We start from the raw sequence: 25836 nt of genomic DNA on the forward strand, positions 1-25836 counted from the left end.
CACGAAACTAGAAGTAACAGACTTTAAATAGCAGTCAAGCTGCACGGAGTGTTAGTTATTTACCCAACCTAATAATATAAGTCTAGAAAGTTTTAGCCCAAAAATCAAGATTAAAAATTAAATATCTTAATAATATTATACGAGGGAGTGGAAATATGAAAAAACTAAAGAGCCAAAGTGAAGCTATAGAGATACTTAATATTTTAAAAGAAGAGTACCCAGACCCTCAGACGGTCTTGGAGCATAATAACCCCTTTGAGCTGTTAATAGCAGTTATTTTATCGGCTCAGACTACTGATAAGCAGGTTAATAAGGTAACTAGAGAGATGTTTAAAGTACTTAAGACAGCAGAGGACTTTGCTAAATTGACTCCACAGGAGTTAGAACCTCATATCAGAGGTATAGGCTTATATAAAAATAAGAGTAAATACCTTATCGGCACATCTAAGATGATAATTGAAGATTATGGTGGCAAGGTACCCAAAGAGAGAAAGGAACTTATGAAATTACCTGGTGTAGGTCGTAAGACAGCTAATGTGGTAATTAGTTCTATCTTTGACCAGGATGCAATTGCTGTAGATACTCATGTCTTTAGGGTTTCAAATCGAATTGGCTTGGCAGATAGTGATAAGGTAAGGGGTGTAGAAGAGGATTTGATGGAGGTAATACCGAAAGAACTCTGGTCTCCCGCTCATCATTGGCTAATATTCCATGGAAGAGGTCTATGCAAAGCAAGAAGACCTAGGTGTGAAGAGTGTCCCGTAAAAGAAATGTGTAATTATTATATGGATAATTAGATTATAGTTTTAAAAAATTACTATTTTGTTTTTTGAAAACAATAAAGCATTATAAATTTACACTGTATTACATTTGCATTTAGATAATATAAAAAGGGGCTTAAATGAGGTTTGATTTAATAAGAATCTCTACTACAGATATTTAAATATCTGTAGTAGAGGTTCTTATATAAGGTCTTCTAATTCATAGATAAAGGAGAGGATGTGGGCAACAGCTTGATAGAGGTCTTCAGGAATCTCTTCTCCTACCTCTAATTTCAATAATAGCTTTATTAAGTCTTTATCACTCTCTATAGGTATATCCTCTTCTTTGGCCTTTTCTATTATCCTTTGGGCCAACTCGCCTCTGCCTTTGGCAATAAGGGTAGGGGCACTATCTTCTTTAGAGTTATATTTTAAAGCGGCTGCTTCACCTAATAGGTCTTTTTTATCATTATTCTTCTTCAACTAAAATCACTTCCTTTAGCAGGTTGATTGGAAACTGTTAATCAGATTATTTTTAGACCTTAATATCAATACTCCCTACCTTGTTTATTTTCTCTTTATTCTCCTCTAGATTCTCTTGTAGGAGTTTATAATCTACTTTAGCAACCATAACCCCTTCTAGTTTTAACCTCTCCTTTAATAAGGCTATATTATCTTTTATCAGTTTTAGGGTATCACTTTGAGGTGATTTAAAGAGGAGGTCAAAGTTTTTATCTTTTATTTGAATATCGGCATCTATTAGGCCTAATTTATCTGTTTGAACCTTAAAGGATATATTTAATTTTTCTCCTTCTTTCCAGCCTTGGATATTTTCTTTATCTATATCTATCTTAATTAGGTTAATTTCTTGTTCTATTAAGAAGGGTAGAAAGAGGGTAAGGGTATCATTTTCAAGGTTGTTGGCCCTTACTCCTATTAATTGCCTGGTTAGTCTATCAGAGTTTTCATTAAGATTTCCTTTATCCTCTTCTTGGTGGATTTGGAGGTTAAAGAGTGATTTAATAAGTTCTCCTTCCTTTAAGTTTATCTCTTCTATTATTTGTGAAACTTTAATCCAATTTAAATTATCAGATCTGATTATATTCTTAGATAGTTCTTTTTTAAAATCATTAATTATTACCGTGGTTTCTATATTTTCTTCAAGAGAGAGTAACTTTAATAGCTTGGTTACGGATAGATCTTTTTCCTTTAATTGCATTAAGTTTTCTTCGCTTTGATTGATTAATTCTTTTAATTTAGGTAATAGTAATTTAGAGATTTCTTTGTTTGATAAAAATTGTTCAGGATCTTGATCTATCTTTTCGATTAACTCTGTTATATTATTATCTTTTAAAAATTCAATTAACTTAAAAGATAAATCTGAAGAAATAGAGGGTTGGCCCTTTATTGAATCAATATTATAATTTGATATATCAGCAAAACTTTCTTCTGTATTTAATTCATTTGTCAAACTTTCTGTTAATTCTTTTTCTAAATCTAGAGAATCTTTAAAAATGTTAAAAAACTTTGGAGTTAAGGGTAATTTCAATTTATTTAATAATAAGGAAGTTTTAATTTTAGTCTCAATATTTATATTGCTTAGATCCTCAAGTTGATCTATAAGTTTAGATATTTTAATAATTAAATCTTTCTTTATAGGGAGGTCTGCTTTTAAAAATTCTTCGATAATTTGGAGATTTTGATTTTTAGAGTCTAACCCTAAATTAATTAGTAAATCTTTGTTTGAGAGAGATTTATGCTCCTTAGTTTCTAAATTCTCTGTAATTAAATTTGACAACTTATTGGTCTCTAAGTTATACTGTTTTAGTAGTCGTATATTATTAGTATCTATCATAGGAAAACACTCCTTGAAAAAATTATTTTTATACTAGATTATTAAATATAATTTTGCTTTTATAAAAAATAACAATAATTAGATAGCTTAGATAATCATATATACTATATAATACCTTAATTAATCAAATTCTTTATATCTTATTGATAACCTCTATTTAGGGGTTATTAAATTCTTAATTATACTTTTTGAATTTAAAGTTAATTGAAGGGTTTAGGATTGGGGTTTTTGATTCGCTATAATTTAAGTAGGAGCTGGTGTAAATTATGTTAGTTATAAATGAGTATGAAGATTTGAGAGTGAGTGATTGTGAGATTGAAAATCGCTTTATCTTACTTGGTTCTTTAGTAGTAAGAAATTATTCTCAGATAATTCTAAAGTACGAGGATGAATTAAATTCTGAAATTAAGAGTTTATTAACACTTTTAATTAATAATTTATTATTATGTACACAATTACAGAGTAGAATATTCAATTTAAAAGAAGGTATTATGAGTTTAGCTGAAGAAGAAAAGGGTTTATTTTATTTAGATGAAACGATGAAAGAAATAAAAGATGATAAAATTCGCTTAGAAAGATCTTTGGCTTTTAAGGAAGAACGTTTGAAGGATTTAAGTGAAGAGAATATAGATTTGTTAACTAAACTAGGAAGATTATTTTATCAAGAAAAATGGTTAAAGGATAGGATGGAATTTAAAGAGCTATATAATAAGTTAGATTCTTTTTTTGATGATAAAGGACAAGCTAGAGAATTAGATAATATTTCAAACCATAGATCTGATGTAAGGGGTGAAGCTATTTATAGTTTGCTAAAACCATACCCAAGCTTCTTATTATAAAAGCCAGCATATTAAAATATATGTTGGCTTTTATAATTGTTTATTAGAATTTAAAAGTTTAAATCTTGTTAGATTAATAACTTATTGTTTATTTACAAATATTTGCTTTATTATACTTTAGAAAGTATAATAAAGGTAAGTATTATTTTTAAAAAGCTTTTAAGTTTGTTTAGGAATCTTTGTATAGCTAGTTTTAAGGTTTGTTATAATTTGATTATTTTGAGATAATATGTAAAGGGGTAATGATAGTGAAAAATTTAAAGGTTTTAATTATATTTGTATTGAGTAATCTTATTAAAATAATTACTTTGCCTTTATTTATGCCTGATTTAAGGTTTAGGTTTAATAAGTTTCTTTCAAATCGTCCTGCATTGTCCTTTTCAAATATTAGCAGTAGAATTAACAACTTTTTAGTTGGCCCAAATCCTTCTTTTTTGATGATATTTTTCCTAGCTTTTTTAGGACTACTCTATTATAAGTATGTGTAATATAGAATTTATATTTTTTTGTAAGTAATACATAAAAGGTTCTTTGATTTAGACATTTTTATTATTTTAAGTTAAATTCCTATATTGAAAGCAATAAACTCTAGTTATAATTATAACTAGAGTTTTGTCTTTAAAAAAATAGAAAAAATATATTAAAAAGATTATCTTTATGAAGGTCTTTAGGTTTAGGTCTAGAATAATAACTATTATAGTATAGAAAGTATAGAGAAAATTATAATTTTCATTGGAAACCCTTCCAGAAAATAAGGAGGCTTTGTATATGCTAAGAGAAGGAATTTATCATCAACCCTATGGCAATTATGCTTATCCTGTAGGTGAAGATACTTTATTTATTCAATTACGGACCAAAAAAGGTGATTTGCAAAGGGTGACTTTGTTTTATGATGGGAGATTTAGAGATTGGAAGAATAATCCTGCAACCCATAAGGTTGAGATGGAAAAGTATAGTTCAGATGAACTTTTTGATTACTTTAGGGCAGAGATTTCTTATAGTAAAAAGAAGTTTAAATACTTCTTTTTGTTAGATGATGGTATTGAACAGTTATATTATACCTACTATGGATTTGATCCAGAACTTCCAAATCATAAAGGCTTATTTCAATATACATACATCTGCGAAAAGGATTACTTTGATACACCAGAGTGGGTCAAGGATGGAGTGTTTTATCAGATATTCCCGGAAAGATTCTGTAATGGAAATCCAGACATCAATCCAGAAAAGGTTGAAGAGTGGGGGCAGTTACCAAAAAGCAGATCTTTTTATGGAGGAGATTTACCAGGAATTATAAGTAAGTTAGATTATTTAGAGGAGTTAGGGGTAACAGCTATCTATTTAACTCCAGTCTTTGAAGCTTCAACCAATCATAAGTATGATACAATAGATTATATGAAGATAGATCCCTGTTTTGGAACTTTGGAGGATTGTAAAGAATTGGTTCAAAAGGCTCATCAAAAAGGGATTAAGATTGTTTTTGATGGGGTTTTTAATCATAGTAGTAATGATTTTTTTGCCTTTAAAGATTTAAGAGAGAAAGGGGAGGAGTCCGAATATAAGGGTTGGTATTACTATAATTCCCTACCAATAAGAAAAAATCCGGATTGGAACTATAGTGAAATAAGAGAATTTGTAAATAAAATTAGAGAATATGATAAGTTGAAATTTGAGACTATTAAAGAAGAAGTAATTGATAAACTAGAGACAGGTGGAGAATTATTTAAAGAATACTTAGTTAGATTAGCTAGTTATTTAGATGGCTTAAGTGGTGGCGAGGTAGACATAGGATTTATTTGGAAGGTATCCGAGGATAAGAAAGATCTTAGAGAAATTATTATGCCCAATTATGAGACTTTTGCCAATGCTGTTTGGAGGATGCCTAAGTTAAAGACTGCAAATCCTGAAGTTAGAGATTATATATTAGAAGTTGCTCGTTATTGGGTTGAAGAGATAGGTATAGATGGATGGCGCTTAGATGTTGCTGATGAGGTTGACCATTACTTTTGGAGGGAGTTTAGGAAGGTGGTTAAAGAAGCCAACCCTGAGGCCTACATAGTAGGTGAGTCCTGGGGAGATTCATCACCTTGGTTAGATGGAGATCAGTTTGATGGGGTAATGAACTATTTATTTACTGAGGCTGTCTTAGATTTCTTCTGTAAAAGAGAGATAAGCGTAAATACCTTTGAAGCAAGGTTGTCTAAGGTAAGGACAACTTACAAACTCCCTGCTCAAGAGGCTTCTTTGAATTTGGTAGATAGTCATGATACAGCAAGAGTATTAACAATCGCTAAGAAAGATAAGGTTCGTCAAAGGTTGGCTGCAGCCTTTCAGATGACTTACTTAGGGGCTCCTATGATCTATTATGGTGATGAGATAGGCTTAGAAGGAGGTGATGACCCAGATTGCAGACGTACTATGGTCTGGGATAAAGATAAACAAGATAGAGAATTATTTAATTGGTATAAGAAGTTAATTAAGATTCGAAAGGATAATCCAGCACTAAGAACTGGGGATTTTAAACTTCTAAAGAAGGATGCTGTTAATAATATTTATTCCTTCCTTAGAACTAAGGGTGATAATAATATAATTGTTGCTTTTAATAATTATAATATAGAAGGGGTATTTGAGTTAGAGTTAGATGATATGGATTACTTTGGTGATTCTTTAACTGACTTGATATCTGATAGATCCTTTAAAGTTAAAGATAAAAAGCTTACCATAAAGATTAACCCATATGATCTTGTAATTTTAAAGTAATAATGTTAGTAGAAACAGGGCCAACTATATAGTAAAAGTTGGTTTTGTTTTTTCTAAAAAAGTATTTATAAATTATCAATTAAATGCTAGTATATATTTGTAAAATAAATATTTTAAAGTTGTTCCCCGATAGCTCAGTTGGTAGAGCGAGTGGCTGTTAACCACTTTGTCGTAGGTTCGAGTCCTACTCGGGGAGCCATTTTTATTTTTTGGACTTTTATTAGTGGTGATGAGTAATCAGTAATCGGTAATGAGTAAAAACTTAAAAATCTATAAAAAGCATTTTTTACCTGCGTTTTAATGAAGAGTCTTGAGGTTTTGACTTCACTCATTACTCTTCATTCATAACTGATTACTAGTGGAACAAAAGTGACACTTTATTACTATTAATCTGTATTCCTTTCTCTTGTTTTGGACAAATTAATAGTTAAGTAAGAGAAAAGGAGGAGTTCTGATGAAAGATTTAGATTATTATAAGAAGAAACTCTTGTGGGAGAAACAAAATATTTTAAAGCAGATATCTAACTTTGACCAAAGAGGTCATGAAGGGCTAAGAAATAGTATAAGAGACTCAGCTGGTGAACTATCTAATTATGATAATCACCCTGCAGATAATGCAACTGATACCTTTGATAGAAGTAAGGATATAGGCTTAAAGGATAATGCTAAAATGATTTTAGTAATGATAGAAGATGCATTAGAGGAGATAGAGAGTGGTAGGTATGGCCATTGTGATTCTTGTGGTGAAGAGATTGATGGTGATAGGTTAGAGGTTATGCCTTATAGTACCTTCTGTTTTGAATGTAAGTCTAAGAGTGAGTCTAGAGTTGGAACAGATGCTCATAACTCTCGCCCAATAGAAGAGACGGCAATTAGAGATATGCATAAGAGTGATTATATGAGTGCTGAAAAAGATGAAGATAGTGTAATGTATGATGGCGAAGATGCTTGGCAGGAGGTAGCTCGTTATGGTACTGCTAATACTCCCTCAGATATTGCAGGATCAACTAGAAGTGAAAATGCTTATATAGAGTCAAATGAAGAACATGGTGTAGTAGGCTGGGAAGACAAGATAATAGATGATCTTGATGAGAGTGAAGAAGATGGGCAGATACCTTTTCATAAATAGGTTGATTTAATTGTTTGGATTATTTATAATAGATATAGTAGGGTTTAGATAATAAATAGAAATTTAAGTTTTTTAAAAGTGATAATAAAATAAAAGAAACCCCACTTTTGCTAAGGCGAGTTCTATCTTAGTGGTTAAAGTGGGGGTTTTATTGGTTGCAGTGGCTAGTCGCATAAAGCTCCGCTTTATTACTAGAAATCAACGAAAGGAGGATAGTGATTTGAAATTACTTAGAGAGTTTGCAATAATTGTGGCTATAGCTTTTGGAGGAGAATTTATATCTTATTATTTTAATTTGGCTATACCAGGAAATGTTCTAGGAATGTTAATATTATTTTCTTTATTGTTATCTGGTCTTCTTAAGGTTGAACAGATAAAAAATATTGGTAAATTCTTGTTAGATCACTTAGCCTTCTTTTTTATCCCGCCAGCTGTGGCTATTATCAGTACTTTTGATATCTTAAAAGGTCAGTGGATTCAATTAACTTTGGTCGTTATTTTGTCAACTATAATGGTTCTTATTTCAACAGGTTTGACAATACAATTTTTCCAAAAGGTAATTAATAGGGTTTTAAATAATAAAGAAGAAATTTTAGAAAATAAAAGCGATAATTAAATTAATAATTAATTATTTAATAGTAGGGAGTTTTAGCAATGGATAATATATTAGATACACCTTATTTTGGTTTGTTGATATCTATAATAAGTTTTGAGATTGGACTCTTCCTATATAATAGTAAGAAAGTTGCGATATTAAACCCCTTGTTGATCAGTGTTACTATGATAATTTTATTTTTAACTGGCTTTAATATTGATTTAAACTATTATAATCAAGGGGGAGATTTAATTGCTTTCTTTTTAGGTCCAGCTACTGTTATTTTAGCTTTGCCCCTTTATCGTCAAATTAATCTTTTGAAGAAGAATCTATTTCCAATTTTAGCAGGGGTTATAGTAGGGGTGTCAACTGCAGTAGTTAGTGTTAAGTTATTGGGGAATTTATTTGGTTTAAGTGAAGTAATTCAGTTGTCACTAATGCCTAAGTCTATTACTACACCTATAGGTATTGAGGTTTCTTCACAGATTGGAGGCATCCCATCGATTACTGTTGCAGCCATCGTTGTAGCTGGTATCTTAGGTGCAGTCGTTGGCCCGTGGATATTAATGTTATTTAAGATTGATGATCAAGTTGCAGTTGGTATATCTTTGGGTACTGCTTCCCACGCTTTAGGGACTACTAAGGCAATGGAGTTAGGAGAGAAAGAAGGGGCAATGAGTAGCTTGGCTATTGGAGTAGCTGGTTTGCTTACAGTAGTTTTAATTCCTTTATTGCTTCTTGTATTATAGTATAGCTATATAAAGGGCATCCTTGTTTTTTTCTGTTAATTATGTTAGAATTATGTCTATGTTTTTATAATGACTAGGTAACGAAAATGCCTTATTTCTATTAGTAAAGGCATAAATTTAGCTAATTATTTGGAGTAGGTAGATTTAATTAATAATTCTTTGTAAATAAGAAATAGTACTAAGTTAAAAAGTTTATCTTTATAAAGCTAGTATTTCTTTTATGAGTATTTAATAAATATTTAAGGGATAATAATAAAATAGTGGAGTTGAATAAAAATGCTTATAATAATTACTTTTATTCTTACTTTAGTCTTAGATCAACTAACAAAGTATTTAATATTAACAAACTTTGTTTTACATCAATCAATGCCTATTATTGAAAATATTTTTCATTTAACTTATGTAAGAAATGAAGGGGCTGCCTTTGGTATTTTACAGGGCCAACGAACCTTCTTTATATTAGTTACTATGCTAGTGATTGGACTATTAATTTACTTTTATCGCCAGTTGCCTTTGAATTCATTTTGGAATCGTTTGGCTTTAGGGCTGGCTTTAGGAGGAGCTATAGGAAATTTGATTGATAGAATAAGATTAGGGTATGTAATTGATTTCTTTGATTTTAGGGTTTGGCCCGTCTTTAATATTGCAGATTCAGCTATAGTGATTGCAGTAATTATTTACAGTTATTGGATCCTCTTTTTAGAGGAGAATTAAAGGAACGGAGTGGTTTAAGTGGTTAAAAAGAGAAATTTTATAATCGAAGAGTTGGATAAAAATTTTAGAATAGATAAGTTTCTATCTAAGGAAAATGAAGATCTGTCTAGAAGTTATTTACAAGAGTTAATCGACTCTGATAAGGTTAAGGTGAATTCTAAACCTGTTAAAAAAAGTTATAAGTTAAGTGTTGGTGATGAAGTTGAAGTTAACCTTCCAAAAGTTGAAGAGTTGGAACTCTTAGCTGAAGATATTCCTTTAGATATTATCTATGAAGATAATGATATTGTTGTAATTAATAAACAGCCTAATTTAGTAGTTCATCCAGCGCCAGGGCATGAGAGTGGAACGTTAGTCAATGCTCTTCTTTATCACTGTGATAATTTATCTGGTATTAATGGTGTTATTAGACCTGGGATAGTTCATAGGCTAGACAAAGATACTTCAGGGGCAATTGTAGTAGCTAAGAATGATAAAGCTCACCTTAGTTTATCAGAACAGTTTAAAGAAAGAGATACCAAAAAGGTATATAAAGCTATAGTGGAGGGGAGAGTTAAGTATAAAAAAGGAAAGATTGATGCTGCTATAGGACGTGATCTTAGAGATCGTAAGAAGATGGCCGTTACTAATAAGAATAGTAAAAAAGCTATTTCTAGATTTGAAGTTTTAGAAAAATATGAAAAGCATTCTTTAGTTAGGGTTACTTTAGAGACAGGCCGAACTCATCAAATTAGATTACATATGGATTATATGGGGCACCCAGTAGTCGGTGATGAATTATATGGATATAGCAAAGCTACAGTGGATGTAAGTAGACAAATGCTCCATGCTTATATTCTTGGCTTTTATCATCCAAGTAGTGGTGAGTGGGTAGAATTTGAAGCTCCTTTATTAGATGATATGGAAGAAATGATAAAGCGATTAAGTTAAAAATAAAAGACTATCAACCAATTAATTGGTTGATAGTCTTTTATTTTTATTATTTTAAAGGTTAAGTTTTAAATGCTTGGTTTTAAGAGTGTCATAGTTATGTGATTTTTGAATATGTCATATCTTAGGCTCTAAATCACCTTAAAGCTCTTTTTCACTTTAAAGCTTATTATCTATATGTTATAATAGGTGGATATAATTATAAATAAGAAAGAAGGTAATATAAGTGGAGCAGTTAACATTGGAGAAGAGAGAATTATCTACCTTAGAATTTTTAAAGAAGATAATAATTCTAGCAACGCCAGCTATAATAGAGATGTTTATGAATACATTAGTAGGCTTGGCTGATACAGTTATGGTCGGAAGAGGTATTGGTGCTGAAGGTTTAGCAGCAGTTAATTTGGCTAATTATCTTGTCTTTCCTGCCGTCTTTATATTTTCTGCCTTCAATATAGGAACTACAGCCTTGGTATCGCGCTATATTGGGGCAAGGGCCAAAAGTAGAGCTGAAAGGGTAGCAAGTCAATCCTATATGCTCAATATAATAATAGGTTTTATTTTGACGGTACTTATGTATTTTTCACATACTGACTTAATTAAGTTATTTCCTGCCGAGAAGGAGGTTTTAGATATAGCTATACCTTATCTAAGGGTAGTTATCTATAGCCAATTTTTTATGTTAGCTACCTTCTCTTTGAGTAGCTCCTTTAGAGGTGCAGGAGATACAGTTACTCCTATGGTAGTCAATGGTGCAGTAAATTTAATTAATATCCTAGGAAATTGGTTATTGATCTTTGGTATAGGCTTCTTTCCTCAGTTAGGGGTTAGAGGTGCGGCAATATCGACTACTTTATCTAGAATAGTAGGGGCAATTATATTTACAATTATTGCTTTAAAGGGGGATAAAAAGATTAGGTTGGTTCCAAGGTGGTTTAAGGTAAAGCTAAAAGCGATAAAGAAGTTATGGAAGATAAGTTGGTCAGCAGCCTTAGAACAATTTTTCTTACAAAGCTCTTTTATCATCTTAAATTATCTTATTATTCAACTAGGGACTATAGATTATTCGGCCTATAATATTGTTCTTAGGATAGAGTCAATATCATTTATGCCTGCTTTTGGTATTTCGATTGCTACCACTACCTTAGTAGGACAGTATTTAGGGGCCAAGGATAAGAAGAATGCTTTAAGAAGTGGCGATTTATCTGCCCTTTTTGGTGGAGGCCTTGCTATATTGTTAGGTGCCATCTTCATTGCATTCCCAGAAGAGTTAAGTAGCTTATTTATTAATGATAGAGATGTTATTGAATCGGCTGTGATACCTCTTAGATTGGCAGGAATCCAACAGTTTGCTATATCTATCTTAATAATCTATTCTGGAGCTTTAAGGGGAGCTGGTGATACCCTAAGGGTTATGTTTATTACTATCTTTAGAATGTGGTTCTTATCCATTCCTTTGACTTATTATATAGTTAATCATACTGATTTGGGCTTGACAGGTGTGTATATAGGGACCAATATTTCCTTTGCAATAATTGCAACTATCTTTTATCTTTATTTTAGGTCTGGTAAATGGATGGAGATAAAGTTGTAATTGCTACTAAATATTTAAAATTTTTAATATATAAAGATTAAAGGCATTTGCGCTGACTAAGTTCGGACAAGTGCCGACAAGGTAAGGACAAGAGATTAAAAATTAAAATTAATAAAGGTTTAGTCGTTGATTTAGTCAGAGTGGATGTTTTTGATTTTAGGTTTTAAAGTTTTATTTGATAGATATAATAATTCCTAAGAGGATTTCAGGGTGTCTTGAAGAAGTATATATAAAAAGATAATAGTATTTGCTCAAATGAGCAGACTTGTAATAAGGTCAGCATAACGCTGGTCTTATTAAATTTTAGAAGATAAATTTTAAATCAAGGAAGTGAGATAAGGATGTTAAGGGTATCAAATATTAGAATTTCTATAAATGATAATGAAGATAAATTAGAAGATGAGATAGTTAAAACTTTAAAGATAAACAAAGATGATCTAATAAGCTATAAGATCTTTAGAGAATCTATAGATGCAAGAAGTAGGCATAATATCTATTTTATCTATACGATAGATGTAAAGGTAAAGGATGAAGAGGATGTATTAAAAGAAAGTAAGGGTAATGTGAGCAAGAGTTCTAATTTATCTTATCACCCAGTTCAAAAGGGTGAAGAATTTTTAGACAACCCACCGATTGTTGTAGGGGCTGGTCCAGCGGGTCTATATGCAGCTTTGATCTTGGCCCAAAGGGGTTATAACCCAATTCTTTTAGAGCGTGGCAAGAAAGTAGTAGAGAGGGATGAAGATGTAAAGAAGTTCTGGGAAGAAGGGGAGTTAAATCCTGAATCCAATGTTCAGTTTGGTGAGGGTGGAGCAGGAACCTTTTCAGATGGAAAGCTGACTACTCGGATAAAGGATTTGCGTTCTAGGAAGGTTATTGATGAATTGATTGAAGGTGGAGCTCCTGAAGAGATCTATTATAAGAAGAAGGCTCATGTAGGTACAGATATCTTAAGAGAGGTTGTTCAGAATATTAGAAAGAAGATAATTTCATTAGGAGGAAAAGTTAGGTTTGAAGCAAAGGTTACAGATCTTATAGTTGATGAGGGAAAGGTTAAGGGTGTAGAGGTTAATTCTAATGAGATGATAGAAAGTAAAGTTGTTTTGCTAGCAATAGGTCATAGTGCTAGGGATACTTTTGAGAAGCTTTACAATAGAGGTATCAAGATTAAGCAGAAGTCTTTTGCAATGGGTGTGAGGGTGGAACATCCTCAAAGTATGATAGATAAGGTCCAATATGGTAAATTTGCTAATCACCCTAAGCTGGGTGTTGCTGATTATCAGATAGCCTATCAAGCCTCTAATGGGAGAGGGGTCTACACCTTCTGTATGTGTCCAGGAGGAGTAGTGGTTGGTGCGGCTTCTGAGGAGGGGAGATTGGTTACTAATGGAATGAGCTATTATAGCCGTAATGAGGAGAATGCTAATAGTGCTTTGTTGGTAAGTGTTGGCCCAGATGATTTTGGTAGTGATCATCCTTTGGCTGGAGTTGAGTTTCAAAGAAAGTGGGAGACTAAAGCTTTTGAAGTTGGTGGAGGAGGATATAGTGCTCCAGTTCAATTGGTTAAGGATTTTTTAGAAGATAGGGCTTCCAAAAGTCTAGGGGAGGTCAACCCTTCATATAAGCCTGCAGTTACTCTGACGAACTTAAAAGATTGTTTGCCGACCTATGTGGTTGAAGCTATGAAGGAGGGAATAGTAGAGCTTGATAAGAAGCTCAAGGGTTTTGCTCTAGAGGATGGGGTTATGACTGGAGTTGAGACTAGAAGTTCTTCACCAATTAGAATTGAGAGAGGCTCTAATTTAGAGAGTAATATAAAAGGAATTTACCCTTTAGGAGAAGGTGCTGGCTATGCAGGAGGGATAATTTCTGCAGCAGTAGATGGTATTAAGGGAGCCGAAAGGGTAATTGAGAAATTTTCTATACCTTTAGATGAATAATTTAAAGGTTGTAGAAGGTGATTGGGGTATTACAGAGAAGTATAGTAATATAGTTGCACTAGTGTGCAACTAGTAATGGGAGATGAGTGAAGAGTAATGAGCAAGGTCAAAATATCAAAACCTCTTATTAAAATTTAGCAAACAAAAGAGGTTTTGCTTTTTAAGGTTTTACCCATTACTCATTACTGCTTACCCATCACTAGTAATAAAGCTATTCTTTATTACTTACATAAGAAATTTTGCGGGGTGAAAGAAATGAAAAAGAAGATATCTTCGATTGGACTTATTATAGCATTAATAATGTTATTAACTGCTTGTAATCAAAGTTTCTATCGGAGTTTAATTGACAATGAGTTTAATAAAAATATAGATCAAAGACAGTTTACAGAAGCTGATATCCCAAGGGAGGGATGGAGCGAGGTTGACTATTTATCCAGTGATGGACGGGATAAGAAGGCTTTTTTGAGGCTAGGAGACAAGGCCAAGCTAAATGTAATTTATGTTCATGGGTATTATTGGAAAGGGAAGTTTTCTTATTTTGATAGTATCCTAGATGGTTATTTACAAGTTGGGAGAGAAGATGACTTTAATATATTAGCTGTAGAGCTTAGTGGGTGGGGCCAACAGAGGATGGATCGTTTTGAGGACTTTGCTTATGATATCTTAGGTGGGGCTCAATACTTACAAGATAAGGATCCTGATCTACCTACAGTGATAGTAGGTCATAGCATGGGAGGCTATGCAGTTCTTTTAGCAGCTCATTTTGATACCGAAGATTTGTTAGATGGAGTTGTTGCGTTGGCCCCTGTTGATAATATGGCCAATGCTGCTAAATATAGGGAGATAAACGGTGAAAAACAGGTTCCTTGGTATAAAAGGGCTTTTGTAGATCTTACAGATAAAAGGTTAGATGCTTTCTTTTCTAGTTATGATATAAATAATTTGGCTGAAGAGATAGATGTTCCTGTGGTAATTGTTACAGGAAAAGAAGATGATCATCCTTTTCCTGCTATGGCTATGAAGATATATGAAAGCTTAGAAGGGGAGAAGGATCTTTATCTTTTAGATAATACCTTTCATAGTTGGCTTAATTTTTCAAATAAAAATAAGATGGATATGATCTTTGAGGATTTTTTTGCTAAGATCAAGGCTGGAGAAAATTTAGAAAATAGAGAGTTAAATTTATCTTCAACGCTAGAAGATAATGAAGATGATTTTAAACTTATAGTTGACTTAGATCAAGAGATAATAGAAGAGTATAAGCCTGTAGACTTAGCTTTTAGAGAAGGTTTTAACTTTGGACATAAAAAGATAAGTTTTTCAGAAGATAATTTAGAACAGTCTTTTAAAGTCTCCTTTAATCCAGAACAGATTTATGGAGTTAGCCCAAAGCTAATAGATATAAATGGTGATATATGGAATTATAAGTTCTTGCCTGAAGAAGAAGCCTTTTATCTTCTTTCTAAATCAGAGGCCAACTCCTATGAAGAACTTGATAGTGAAGAGTTAGAGGCTATTGATTTGTTAATTGCTGCAGATGAGATATTCTATGGCCAATGGGCTGCTAAAGACTTTTTATTAAAAGGTTTAAATGCTTATGAAGAGAGTATAGCTGCTTTTAAGGAGATATTAGAAGGAGATATACATGAGAATTTAGCGGTTAAATATACTTATTTTATATATGAGATTTATCGTGATGCTTTAAAAGACCTTCAAATGGCTGAATATTATTATGAGCAATTGATTGAATATGAAGATGATAAGTATTATGTAGCAAAGGCTATAGATTATGAAAGAAGGAATTTAGATTATAAGAATATAGAGTATAGAGTTGCTAAAATATCTGTTGAAGGCTTAGAACGAAGTGATGATGAAATTGTTATAAAACAGTTATCTTATGATAAAGGTGAAAGGTGGAGTGATAAGGAGCAGAGCTTAACTGAACAGAGGCTATATAATTCAACCTTATTTAACCCATTAGAGTTAAGTATTGATGCTAAAGAGATTAGAGATGGTGAAGTTGAAGTTAATATAAGAGCAGGTGAGACAAATCCATTAATGGTTCACCCTGTTGAGTTTGCTGTATTTAAAGCCCTTGATCTTTATAATAGTCAGATTACTCAATTCTTTAGAAATCCCTTTGGGAAGGGAGTTAACCTTTATTTAGGGTATAGTTGGAAATCTGAACCTTATAACAACTTCCTTTCTGGACCATGGTGGGAGGTAGGAGTTAGTTATGTAGGTAATAAGGGGAGGGTTTACTCTTGGAATTACAAGGACTTTGAGTCCCATAAAGAATTTAACAATCAAAATTATACTATAGATGGGTTTAAGACAGGAGTTCAATTTGATCAAGTACTAAGATCTGATTTAAAGCTTAGGTCTAAGTTGAATTACCAACAAAACAATTATATAAAAGACTATGATATAGAGCAGGAGTATATTATTGTAGGAGCAGGTTTAGACTGGGATAATTATGGTCATTTAAGTATTGATTTAGATTATGGTATATCTTTAAATGATGATAGAGACTTTAATCGTTTAGCTCTGCAATGGAGGAGATTTGAAGATGTTGGGGATGATAAGTTAGTCTATTCCTTAAGAGGTGGCTTGGCATCTTCTAATACACCTTTAAACTATCAATTCCAAGGTGGAGGTTATAGTTTTATTCCTCTTAGAGGTAGTGAGTTTGATATGGCAGGAAGTAGTTATTTAACGACAAACCTTGAATATCATAGGTCTCTATTGGATGATAGTATATTTGGTATTAGTTTCTTAGATGTAGGTAAGATTATAGAGGAAGGCAATTCCTTTAGTCAAGAAGAATGGTCCTTTAGTGGAGGATTAGGTTTAGTAGTTAATACGCCATTAGGGCCACTTAGAGGTGACTTTGCTCTTGATCTTAAAGAAAAAGATAGAACCTTTAATATTAATTTTGGACATACCTTTTAAAGTTGGTTTAAAAGTCCTTAGGTTTTAACCTAAGGACTTTTTATATTAATTGTAGTCTTTAATATTTAAAATAGTATGCAGGAGGATAAGCTATGGGAAAAAATATTAAAATATATGTACTTTTAATATTTGTAACTTTATTAGCAGGGTGTTCGGAGAACTTTAGAATAGATTTTGATTATGAGTTGGCCCATATAATGGTTGTAAGATCTGGTATAATACTCAAGGAAGGTAGGATTATTAGAGGAGAGAGAGTTGAGTTTTTAAGTCGAGCAGGAAGGGTAATAAGTAGTGATATGAGTGAAATTATAAATTTAAGACCAGGAATATATGATATAAGGATAGTCGGAGAATACAATGGACAATCCTATGCAGGTGGAGTTAGTGGAATTGAGGTTGATTCAGGAGATATAAGCCTAAAGTTTATAGTTGTTAATGAAGGTGATGAAATTCGAGAGTGGACTGCTGTCAATAAACAGCCATCTGAGGAGGAGATATTTGCGTATATGATTCAAGTAGGGATGGAGTATGATATTCCCCCTGAAATACTTTATGGAATTGCTTATGTTGAGTCAAGAAGGAGGCAATTTGACAGTCAAGGAAATCCTATTATAAGCTTTGATTGTGGAATTGGAATGATGCAGGTAACTCCTCCTAGAAGAGTAGAGTGCCTTTATAGAGAATATACAAAGCAGAGTAATATTTCCCCCTTAAGAAGCAGTTATGCTTTACTAAGTAATAGAGATGTTTTTTTTAATAAGCAGTCGAGTAATTGGGAAAACCAATATGACTTGCATAGGTTAGCTTATGACTGGCAATATAATATAGATGCAGGAGCAAGAATACTTTTAGAAAAATGGAAGTTACAAAAAGCCAATTATATACCTACTATAGGTGATGGTGATCCTTGGATATTAGAAAATTGGTACTTTGCTCTTTGGGCTTACAATGGATATAGTGGTCTTAACAATCCTAATTTTTTGCCATATGATGTTTATAGTAATGGTGATTATATATATACTAAAGGAGAAGCTTATCAGATAAGTGTATTAAAGGCGATAAAAGATCACCCGCCCATAGGTTGGGAGGGAGTTTCAGTTGCTAAGGTTTCAAGCTCTTTGCTCCCAGGTAAGGATGAAGTGGATTCAATTTGGAGTTTAGATGCAACACCTAGAGGATTTAGAGATTTTTTAACTCCTTTACCTAAGGAGAGGAGTATAATTTTCAAATAAATTATGTGTTGAAATTAAAAAATTAGGCTTAAGCCTAATTTTTTAATTGGTTTTAAATTTTGCAATTGTTGATTCTAAATTACTTAAAACAGTTGTAAGTTCTTGTATAGATGAAGCAATCTCTTCAGCGGAACCGGTTTGATTTTGGACGGCAGATGATATCTCTTTGCTTCCATTAGATATACCTTCACTTATAAACGATATCTTTTCAACCTTATTTGTAACTTCATTAATTTTATCTACTATCACTTCGAAGTTGATTTTAGTTTTTGCTAACTTTGCTGCTCCTTGTTTAATCTGTGAGTTATTATCTTTGAGGTTTGTTATTATTAAATTTATAATAGTAGTAAATTCTTTAATTATCTCTTGGACATTATTCACAGATTTTTGAGTATCTTGGGCCAATGATTTAACCTCAGATGCTACAACTGCAAATCCATGGCCATGTTCCCCAGCTCTGGCTGCTTCAATAGAGGCATTTAATGCTAATAGATCAGTCTCTTCGGCTAAAGAAGAGATGAGTTCTGTTATCTCTTTGATCTTCTTAGAAGACTTATTTAACGAGTCTATATGATTTATAGATGATTTAGAGGTGGTTAGTATATTTTTCATTTCCTCTTCTGTAGAAATCATATTATTCAATCCATCATTAGCTAATTTATTTACCTTTTGACTAGACTCATTAATATTTGATGCTACTTGATTTAAGTCATTAATTTTAACATTAAAATCTTGAATTTGTGCTGATACTTCTTGGCTAGAAGCAGAAGCTTCTTGACTAGAGGCTGAAATTTGCTGACTATTTAAATTGGCTTCACTACATGTCTTCTTGATATGGTTAATAATAGTTGATAAGTTATTAATCATTAAATTTATACCATCACCTAGTTTGCCGATTATATCTTCTTTGTCCATATTTAATCGTTTACTAAAATCACCATCACCAACTTTAGTACTTACTTTGAGAATTTTATTTAATGGGTTAAAAATCAATTTGTTTATAGATAATGTAAGTAGTGATAGAACTAAAATGATTCCAATTAATAAAATTGTTGAAATTGAAAAGAATATACTTTTAATTGTATGATCCATCATATCTTCTGCAACTCCCACTTCTAAAGTAGCTACAATATTACCACTACTGTCTTCTAATGGTATGTATGCATTTTGATAATTTACACCTTCAATATTTTGTTCTAGATAAGTTCTCTCTTCGCTAAGTAAAGATTGGCTTAGCTTATCAGTGATTTGATTATTTAAGGCTCTCTTTCCATTGATCGTAATGTTGGTAGCTACTTTAGTATCATTAGCTATTATAGATATGGCTCCACCTCCTAAAAGGCGCCCTATATAATCAACCATATAGTTTCCATTGATTAGGTGGTGACCTTTATACAACCTATCGCCCTCTAGCCTCCAAGCTCCAGGAAATTCTCTATCTAGAATATCAGATGCTATATTGATATCGGTATGTAGTTTCTCTAAAGCAACTTCCCTTCTGACAATATTATTTATGCTAAATAGAACACTCACTAACATAAGTAACATTATAGTTATTATTACTAAATTAAGCTTAAATTTTAAAGATTTTTGGTTTAAAAACTTAGTATAATACATTTTTTCCTCCTTTTTGAGAATATAGATTAAATAGTTTTGATTCATTATATAATTTTTATCAAGATTATGCAAGTTTCAAAAGGAGACGTTGATATTGAATATTCTAAAGTATACATTATTATGGGAGATATTTAATTACTCATATGGTATAATAAATATAGATCAAACTCTTTTAAGGGTTTGGAAAATTCAACTTAAAGTTTATAAGGAGGCTTAGAATGCGAGAGATAGAGGATTTTACTACAGGCGAAGAGATTGCAAATGCTATTTTACATGGGGTAGGTTTAGGTTTGGCAACTGCAGCTTTGGTTATATTAGTTATTTATGCCAGTATGTTTGGTGATGTTTGGCATAAGGTTAGTTTCTCGATTTATGGGGCAACGCTAGTCATCTTATATCTTTCTTCAACACTTTATCATAGCTTTCCGAAGGGGAGGGCGAAAAAAGTTTTTCAGATCTTTGATCATGCTGCTATTTATTTATTGATAGCTGGTACCTATACTCCTTTAACCTTGATAGCTCTAAGAGGACCTTTGGGTTGGACTATTTTTGGAATTGTTTGGTTTATAGCTATAGTTGGAATTGTCTTTAAGGCTATTTGGATTGAGAAGTTTCAAATTTTGTCTACTTTGCTATACATATTAATGGGTTGGTTGATTATCTTTGCTATTAAGCCTTTATTTGCAGCAATACCAAGAGCTAGTCTGATCTTTTTGGTTATAGGTGGATTATTTTATACTTTAGGTACAATCTTTTATGCCTGGCCGATGATGAAGTATCACCATGCTATTTGGCATATCTTTGTTTTGGGTGGGAGTATCTTTCACTTCTTTACTATATTACTGTTATTACCATAGGTGTTTAGATTTGAAGTTGAATAGTAATAAAGCGTAGCTTTATTACTGGTGATGAGTAATTAGTAATGAGTAAAACCTTAAAAAAACAGAAACCCCTTTGTTACCTAAGACTTATAAGAGGTTTTGAGATTTTGACTTTACTCATTACTCTTCACTCATTACTCATTACTAGTGGCACGAAAGTGACACTTTATTACTATATATTTAAAATTACTCAAGGAAGGAGTGTTGTTAATGAAGTATACAAAATGGCTTACAAGGACTGCTATGTTGTTGGCTCTAACTTTGGTTGTACAAATTATGGGCTTTCCTCCGTACATAACAGGTCCATTGGTAAATATGATGTTGATAGTTTCTGTTCTTTCCATTAATTTATTAAGTGGAATATTGATAGGGAGCTTGACACCTTGGATAGCTTTAGCTAGGGGGATTTTGCCAGCTCCCTTGGCCCCGATGGTGCCATTTATTATTATTTCCAATATCATTCTTATAGTTGGTTTTTATTTATTTGAGGAGAGAAATAGGTATTTAGCTATTATTATAGGGGGATTGGGTAAGTACTTAATCTTAGCAGGAGCAGTTAGATTTATAGTTCAAGTTCCCCTTGCAATTGCCCAAGTGATGCAGTTTCCACAGTTTATAAATTCTTTAATCGGTGGATTATTGGCTTTGTTTTTTATTAAGTTTTTGGATAGGTTCTTAAAAAGTGAAAGTAATTAAAATTCTAAGAATCTAGTTCAGAATACTTTTAAAAGTATTCTGAACTAGATTCTTTTTGCTATTTTAGAGGTTTAGTGAAATTTTTTTTAATATACCTGTGTTTGATGAAGGTGATTTTAAAGATTTGTTTAATATAAATATTATGATAGGTAATTTTAGAAAGGGGTTAATAATAATTGATCTATATAAAATTGTAGAACTAGTTAGGAATATGAGGCGGTATAATTATATATAATAAAAGTATCCCTTTAAATTATAATAAAAGCCCAAAAAAGATTCTTAATACTAAAATTATAACTTTACAAGAAAAATAAAATAAAAAAGTAATCTTTTTACATAAAGCCACATAAATATCATATTATGTAGGTTATTAAATTTCTATTAATTACCTTTAACTTATGATTGTTTAATAATTGAACTAAAATTATTAAAGCGCTTCAATGATTATAATATGAATAAAATAATGGAGGGATTTTAATGGCATTTGAAAGAAGTAGTGGGGTTATTTTACACCCAACTTCTCTGCCAGGTCCTTATGGAATTGGATCTTTAGGCAAAGAAGCTTATGAATTTATTGACTTTCTAAGTGACACGAAGCAGAAGTTATGGCAAATCTGCCCATTAGGGCCAACTGGATATGGAGATTCTCCTTATCAATGTTTTTCTGCTTTTGCTGGAAACCCATTTTTAGTGAGCCTAGAAAAATTAAAGGAAGAAGGGTTAGTTAAAGAAGATGATTTAGGAGAAGATAACTTCCCAAAAGATAAAGTAGACTATGGATGGGTTATCGACTTTAAAGTAGGTGTATTAAAGAAAGCTTATAATCGTTTTAAGAAAAAATCTAATAAGAAGGATAACGAGGACTTCGTTGCCTTTTGTCAAGACAATATTGAATGGTTAGAAGATTACACCTTCTTTATGGCCTTAAAGGATGAATTTGATGGGCGTCCTTGGATAGAATGGGATGATGATATTAAATTTAGAAAAGAAGAAGCAGTAGATAAGTATAAAAAAGAATTAAAGGATGAAATACAATTTCATAAATTTATACAATATCTCTTCTTCAAGCAGTGGAATGAGGTCAAAGGTTATGCTAACAAGCAGGGTATCAGCATAATAGGGGATGTTCCAATCTTTGTCGCCTTTGATAGTGCAGATGCTTGGGCTAACCCAGATATATTTTTATTTGATGAGAAGAAAAAACCAACTAAGGTTGCTGGAGTACCACCAGATGCATTTAGTGAAACAGGGCAATTATGGGGTAATCCACTTTATGATTGGGATGAATTAAAGAGTAGAGATTATAATTGGTGGATAAAAAGATTCGAAGCAATCCTTGATATGGTCGATCATGTAAGGTTGGACCACTTTAGAGGCTTTGCTGCTTATTGGGCAGTACCTGCTGATGAAGATACAGCAATGAATGGAGAATGGGTAGATGGACCTGGTGCCGACTTCTTCCAAGCCATTAAAGATCAATTAGGTGAATTGCCTATTATCGCTGAAGATTTAGGAGTTATAACTGAGGATGTAGATGAATTAAGAGAAGGATTTGGTCTTATTGGGATGAAGGTATTACAATTTGCCTTCGATTCTGGTGAGAAGAATAAATATTTACCTCATAACTATACTAAAGACTTTGTTGTTTATACAGGAACTCATGACAATGATACTACCGTGGGGTGGTTTGAATCTTTAGGTGAAGAGGAGAAGCACTTTATAAGAGAGTATTTAGATGTAGATGGTAGTAACATCGCTTGGGATTTAATTGAGGCAGCTTGGGGGTCAGTAGCAGTCTTTGCAATTGCTCCTTTACAAGATATTTTATCCTTGGGGAGTGAAGGTAGGATGAATACTCCAGGTAAGCCTGCAGGCAATTGGCAATGGAGATTTACAAAGGATATGTTAAGTGATGAGGTAATTAATAAATTAAGAGAAGTTACAGAAAAACATAGAAATTAATTATTCAGTGCTTATCTATTAAATATATATAAAAGGAGTAGAGAATTTAATTCTCTACTCCTTTTATATATATTTCTTTTCTGCTTCTTGGAAGATATCACAGTCTCCTTCATACCAATTAACACATAAATCACACTTTTTGTCTTCTAAAGATTCTAAATTATTTAGTATTGAGGAACCATAGTTTTGAGCTACAGCTATACCTTCATATTCAGGACATCTTTGAGCTATCTTTTCTAATAGAGTTTCTTTTTTCATGGTATATCCTCCTATACTAATAGAATCTAACTTTTTGTCTGGAATTATCCTTGTAATATTTGGTAATTATAATCCCTTTAAAAGCAGTAAAGCAGAGGCTAAGTTTGTTGCTAGGGGGATATTATGTACATCACAGACCCTTAATAAAGCACTGACATCGGGTTCATGGGGTTGTGCTGTTAATGGGTCTCTTAAAAATATGACGGCTTTTATCTTACCTTCAGTTATTTGAGCGCCGATTTGTTGATCTCCTCCCAAAGGCCCTGAAGCCATTCTTTTAATATCTAAGCCTACTTCTTCATTGATTAATTTACCGGTTGTACCTGTAGCAATTAATTCATAATTAGCAAGAAATTCTCTATTGTTTTTAACGAATTCTATCAAGTCATTTTTCTTTTTATCATGGGCAATTAAAGAAATTTTATTTTTCATAGTTTACTCCTCCTAAAGTTTTTAATTACAGTATTAGATAAATAACTTCTATATAAAAATAATATTACCTTGTTAACAAGGTAATATTATTAGATGTAGGCATTAATATATTAAAAAGATATTCTCCCGCCAAAATAAAGTCCATTAAAATGTTCTTCATATCCAGCTATAGGAAGGTCTTTATTATCTAAATTATCTCCAAAGGTATAGCTTTGATACAAGTAGCCTAATTTGAGAGCAAAAGTATCAGTCAAGCTATGGTTAATAGAAAGATCTATGTTATATCCTTTCAAGTCGCCGCTAAAGTTAAGACTATCCTCTGTTGTGACAGAATAATTACCAAAAGGTAATATTTGACCTCTTCCTTCTAAAGTAGTATTTTCAAGGAGGTCAAATTCTCCCTTTAAAGTTATAGGTATACTCCAGCCACTCTTTTTAGCTATAGAATCTTTTTTATTTAAATTTTTATATCCTAGACCTAAGTAGATGTCTGCTAGATCTTCATCAAGTTGGTGATAAAAAGCTATTTCCAATTCATTATAAGAGTCTACTAGGTTATTTCCTACTCCCTCTCCTAAACTAAACCTTAGATCTGATGGTAAGAATAGATTACCTCCATCGTCTATGTAGTTGAAAGTTGTTAGAACAAGTTCTCCGGCATTATGAGTATTAAATCTTCCTCCTAATATTTCTAGGTTGTTATTTAATCCATAGGCAAAGGAGTTGATTGAAAATAAGGTTAAAATAATTAAAGTGAATAAGGTAATTTTTTTCATAATAATCCCACCTTCTAAAATTATAATTAGAATATATTATTCCTTATTAAATATTATAAGTCATCTGTGAAGAATTATAAATGTAATATATATAGAAGATATGTGATAAAGTAGTAACTTAAATTTTTATTTTTTTACAGGGAATAAAAAGTTAAGTTTTGGTTATAATATTTAATGGAGGTGCTTATCCAATGAAAAAATCTGCTAATCAGAAGAAAAATAAGTTTAAAAGAGATGCGATAGGAGAAGGTTTAGAGTAGTTGGATAACTAAAGCGCCGAACAAAGGTGTTCAATATAATTTTATAAGAAAATAAGGAACACCTTAGAGCAATAGAGATAAAAATCTCTATTGCTCTTTTTATTGTGTATAATTTCCTCCAAGTTTAAATATATATTTATGAGAGAAGGAGGAGATATGATGAAGATATGTGATGAGTGTATTAATAATTTATCTGATGAATTGTCAACAGAGGCCAAAGATATATTAAAGAACTCTTATTATCTTTTTGTAGCCCATGAGCAGATAACTAGTAGGGATTTGGGAAGAGATTTTCGTTTTAATAAGGGTAGACTTGAAGAGGTTATAAAGGAGTTAAAAGAAAACTTCTTGCTAAGTTCTTATATCTACAATAGGAGAATTTACTATACGTTGACTGATGTAGGAGAAAGGTTTATAGAATTAGAAAAATTAAAGGAAGAAACTAGTATAGAAGATATGAGTAGGGATAATGAGCAAGAGATAGATACTCAAGAAGAAGTTAGTGAACAAGAAGAGGTATCTGTAGAAAATTTAGAAAAGGAGATAATCAAAAGTGATGAAAATAAAGAAGAAGTTAAAGGGGATAATACTGAAGCTAGTGGAGGTATTGAAGAAGATCAAGTTAGGAAAGAAGAAGGTGAAGAAGCTGAAGGATTAAGTAAAGATAGTTCTAAATCCAATAAAAATATTGTTTGGAATTTTGACCTCTAAGAGGGAGCTTTGGTCCCCTTTTTTATATCACAGGTGTTAATTTCATAAAATTTCCTTTAACAGATTCAGTTAGTAGTAATATTATATATTGAATCTAGAAAAAAGGGGGAATCAATCATGGGTATGGTTACAGAAGATATTGTAATGTGGGTATTTTTGATTTTGATCTTATTATTACTCTTAGGTGATGATATGG

The 25836-nt window shown here is 31.9% G+C and carries 23 protein-coding genes and 1 tRNA gene; 18 read left to right on the plus strand and 6 right to left on the minus strand.

Annotation, left to right across the window (positions count from 1 at the left end):
• The first annotated feature begins 155 nt into the window (after positions 1 to 155).
• Positions 156 to 797, plus strand: coding sequence for an endonuclease III (gene nth, locus HALSAC_RS0111000; RefSeq protein ID WP_027340308.1), 642 nt, complete (start codon positions 156 to 158; stop codon positions 795 to 797).
• Between the two features lie 165 nt (positions 798 to 962).
• Here the strand turns inward: nth and HALSAC_RS0111005 are convergent, their stop codons facing one another.
• Together HALSAC_RS0111005 and HALSAC_RS0111010 are read right to left on the minus strand one after the other, a co-directional pair.
• On the minus strand, positions 963 to 1244 hold the full coding sequence (locus HALSAC_RS0111005) for an EscU/YscU/HrcU family type III secretion system export apparatus switch protein (protein ID WP_027340309.1): 282 nt from the start codon (positions 1242 to 1244) through the stop codon (positions 963 to 965).
• A 52-nt stretch (positions 1245 to 1296) separates the two neighbouring features.
• Entirely contained in the window at positions 1297 to 2616 is a 1320-nt protein-coding gene (locus tag HALSAC_RS0111010) for a flagellar hook-length control protein FliK (protein ID WP_027340310.1), read from the minus strand.
• Positions 2617 to 2882: 266 nt separating this feature from the next.
• Here HALSAC_RS0111010 and HALSAC_RS0111015 point away from each other — a divergent pair, with 266 nt between their 5' ends.
• From HALSAC_RS0111015 to HALSAC_RS0111075, 13 genes are all read left to right on the plus strand, one after another.
• Positions 2883 to 3455 (plus strand): hypothetical protein, encoded by a 573-nt coding sequence (locus HALSAC_RS0111015; RefSeq protein ID WP_027340311.1) that lies wholly within the window; start codon positions 2883 to 2885, stop codon positions 3453 to 3455.
• A 248-nt stretch (positions 3456 to 3703) separates the two neighbouring features.
• Positions 3704 to 3943, plus strand: a complete 240-nt coding sequence (locus HALSAC_RS0111020; protein ID WP_027340312.1) for a hypothetical protein — start codon at positions 3704 to 3706, stop codon at positions 3941 to 3943.
• A gap of 280 nt (positions 3944 to 4223) precedes the next feature.
• Positions 4224 to 6215 (plus strand): alpha-glycosidase, encoded by a 1992-nt coding sequence (locus HALSAC_RS0111025; RefSeq protein WP_027340313.1) that lies wholly within the window; start codon positions 4224 to 4226, stop codon positions 6213 to 6215.
• Positions 6216 to 6338: 123 nt separating this feature from the next.
• Positions 6339 to 6414 (plus strand) — tRNA-Asn (locus HALSAC_RS0111030).
• A gap of 255 nt (positions 6415 to 6669) precedes the next feature.
• Complete coding sequence (locus tag HALSAC_RS15770) at positions 6670 to 7344, plus strand: TraR/DksA C4-type zinc finger protein (protein WP_035571801.1); 675 nt, start codon at positions 6670 to 6672, stop codon at positions 7342 to 7344.
• Between the two features lie 160 nt (positions 7345 to 7504).
• Positions 7505 to 7960, plus strand: a complete 456-nt coding sequence (locus tag HALSAC_RS15775; RefSeq protein ID WP_211231343.1) for a CidA/LrgA family protein — start codon at positions 7505 to 7507, stop codon at positions 7958 to 7960.
• 38 nt (positions 7961 to 7998) lie between these two features.
• Positions 7999 to 8688 carry an LrgB family protein gene (locus HALSAC_RS0111045; protein ID WP_027340314.1) on the plus strand — a complete coding sequence of 230 codons (690 nt, stop codon included), beginning with the start codon at positions 7999 to 8001 and terminating at the stop codon, positions 8686 to 8688.
• A gap of 276 nt (positions 8689 to 8964) precedes the next feature.
• Positions 8965 to 9402 carry a signal peptidase II gene (gene lspA / locus HALSAC_RS0111050; RefSeq protein WP_027340315.1) on the plus strand — a complete coding sequence of 146 codons (438 nt, stop codon included), beginning with the start codon at positions 8965 to 8967 and terminating at the stop codon, positions 9400 to 9402.
• An 18-nt stretch (positions 9403 to 9420) separates the two neighbouring features.
• On the plus strand, positions 9421 to 10332 hold the full coding sequence (locus HALSAC_RS0111055; protein ID WP_027340316.1) for an RluA family pseudouridine synthase: 912 nt from the start codon (positions 9421 to 9423) through the stop codon (positions 10330 to 10332).
• Positions 10333 to 10558: 226 nt separating this feature from the next.
• The gene (locus HALSAC_RS15780) at positions 10559 to 11923 is read left to right on the plus strand and encodes an MATE family efflux transporter (RefSeq protein WP_051412195.1); all 1365 of its coding nucleotides are present in this window, start codon (positions 10559 to 10561) and stop codon (positions 11921 to 11923) included.
• A 341-nt stretch (positions 11924 to 12264) separates the two neighbouring features.
• A complete protein-coding gene (locus HALSAC_RS0111065) occupies positions 12265 to 13863 on the plus strand; it encodes an NAD(P)/FAD-dependent oxidoreductase (protein WP_027340317.1) in 1599 nt (532 codons plus the stop codon).
• A 255-nt stretch (positions 13864 to 14118) separates the two neighbouring features.
• A complete protein-coding gene (locus HALSAC_RS0111070) occupies positions 14119 to 16815 on the plus strand; it encodes an alpha/beta fold hydrolase (protein WP_027340318.1) in 2697 nt (898 codons plus the stop codon).
• 92 nt (positions 16816 to 16907) lie between these two features.
• Positions 16908 to 18047 carry a lysozyme family protein gene (locus HALSAC_RS0111075; RefSeq protein WP_027340319.1) on the plus strand — a complete coding sequence of 380 codons (1140 nt, stop codon included), beginning with the start codon at positions 16908 to 16910 and terminating at the stop codon, positions 18045 to 18047.
• Between the two features lie 42 nt (positions 18048 to 18089).
• Here the strand turns inward: HALSAC_RS0111075 and HALSAC_RS0111080 are convergent, their stop codons facing one another.
• Positions 18090 to 19664 (minus strand): methyl-accepting chemotaxis protein, encoded by a 1575-nt coding sequence (locus tag HALSAC_RS0111080; RefSeq protein ID WP_027340320.1) that lies wholly within the window; start codon positions 19662 to 19664, stop codon positions 18090 to 18092.
• Positions 19665 to 19882: 218 nt separating this feature from the next.
• Here HALSAC_RS0111080 and trhA point away from each other — a divergent pair, with 218 nt between their 5' ends.
• From trhA to malQ, 3 genes are all read left to right on the plus strand, one after another.
• Positions 19883 to 20521 (plus strand): PAQR family membrane homeostasis protein TrhA, encoded by a 639-nt coding sequence (gene trhA / locus HALSAC_RS0111090; RefSeq protein WP_027340321.1) that lies wholly within the window; start codon positions 19883 to 19885, stop codon positions 20519 to 20521.
• Positions 20522 to 20755: 234 nt separating this feature from the next.
• On the plus strand, positions 20756 to 21241 hold the full coding sequence (locus tag HALSAC_RS0111095) for an ECF transporter S component (protein WP_027340322.1): 486 nt from the start codon (positions 20756 to 20758) through the stop codon (positions 21239 to 21241).
• Positions 21242 to 21718: 477 nt separating this feature from the next.
• Positions 21719 to 23203: a 4-alpha-glucanotransferase gene (malQ, locus tag HALSAC_RS0111100; RefSeq protein WP_027340323.1), complete on the plus strand. Its 1485-nt coding sequence runs from the start codon at positions 21719 to 21721 to the stop codon at positions 23201 to 23203.
• Positions 23204 to 23266: 63 nt separating this feature from the next.
• On the opposite strand, the gene HALSAC_RS0111105 is transcribed toward malQ, so the two are convergent.
• The 3 genes from HALSAC_RS0111105 to HALSAC_RS0111115 all read right to left on the minus strand — a co-directional run bounded on the left by HALSAC_RS0111105 (position 23267) and on the right by HALSAC_RS0111115 (position 24669).
• On the minus strand, positions 23267 to 23461 hold the full coding sequence (locus HALSAC_RS0111105; protein WP_027340324.1) for a hypothetical protein: 195 nt from the start codon (positions 23459 to 23461) through the stop codon (positions 23267 to 23269).
• A gap of 66 nt (positions 23462 to 23527) precedes the next feature.
• Positions 23528 to 23893 (minus strand): methylglyoxal synthase, encoded by a 366-nt coding sequence (gene mgsA, locus HALSAC_RS0111110; protein ID WP_027340325.1) that lies wholly within the window; start codon positions 23891 to 23893, stop codon positions 23528 to 23530.
• A gap of 110 nt (positions 23894 to 24003) precedes the next feature.
• Entirely contained in the window at positions 24004 to 24669 is a 666-nt protein-coding gene (locus tag HALSAC_RS0111115; RefSeq protein ID WP_027340326.1) for a hypothetical protein, read from the minus strand.
• A 419-nt stretch (positions 24670 to 25088) separates the two neighbouring features.
• Between HALSAC_RS0111115 and HALSAC_RS0111125 the strand changes: the two genes are divergently transcribed.
• Complete coding sequence (locus tag HALSAC_RS0111125) at positions 25089 to 25640, plus strand: hypothetical protein (protein WP_027340327.1); 552 nt, start codon at positions 25089 to 25091, stop codon at positions 25638 to 25640.
• Positions 25641 to 25836: the final 196 nt, after the last annotated feature.

Source organism: Halonatronum saccharophilum DSM 13868, from assembly GCF_000517025.1.
GTDB lineage: Bacteria > Bacillota > Halanaerobiia > Halobacteroidales > Halobacteroidaceae > Halonatronum > Halonatronum saccharophilum.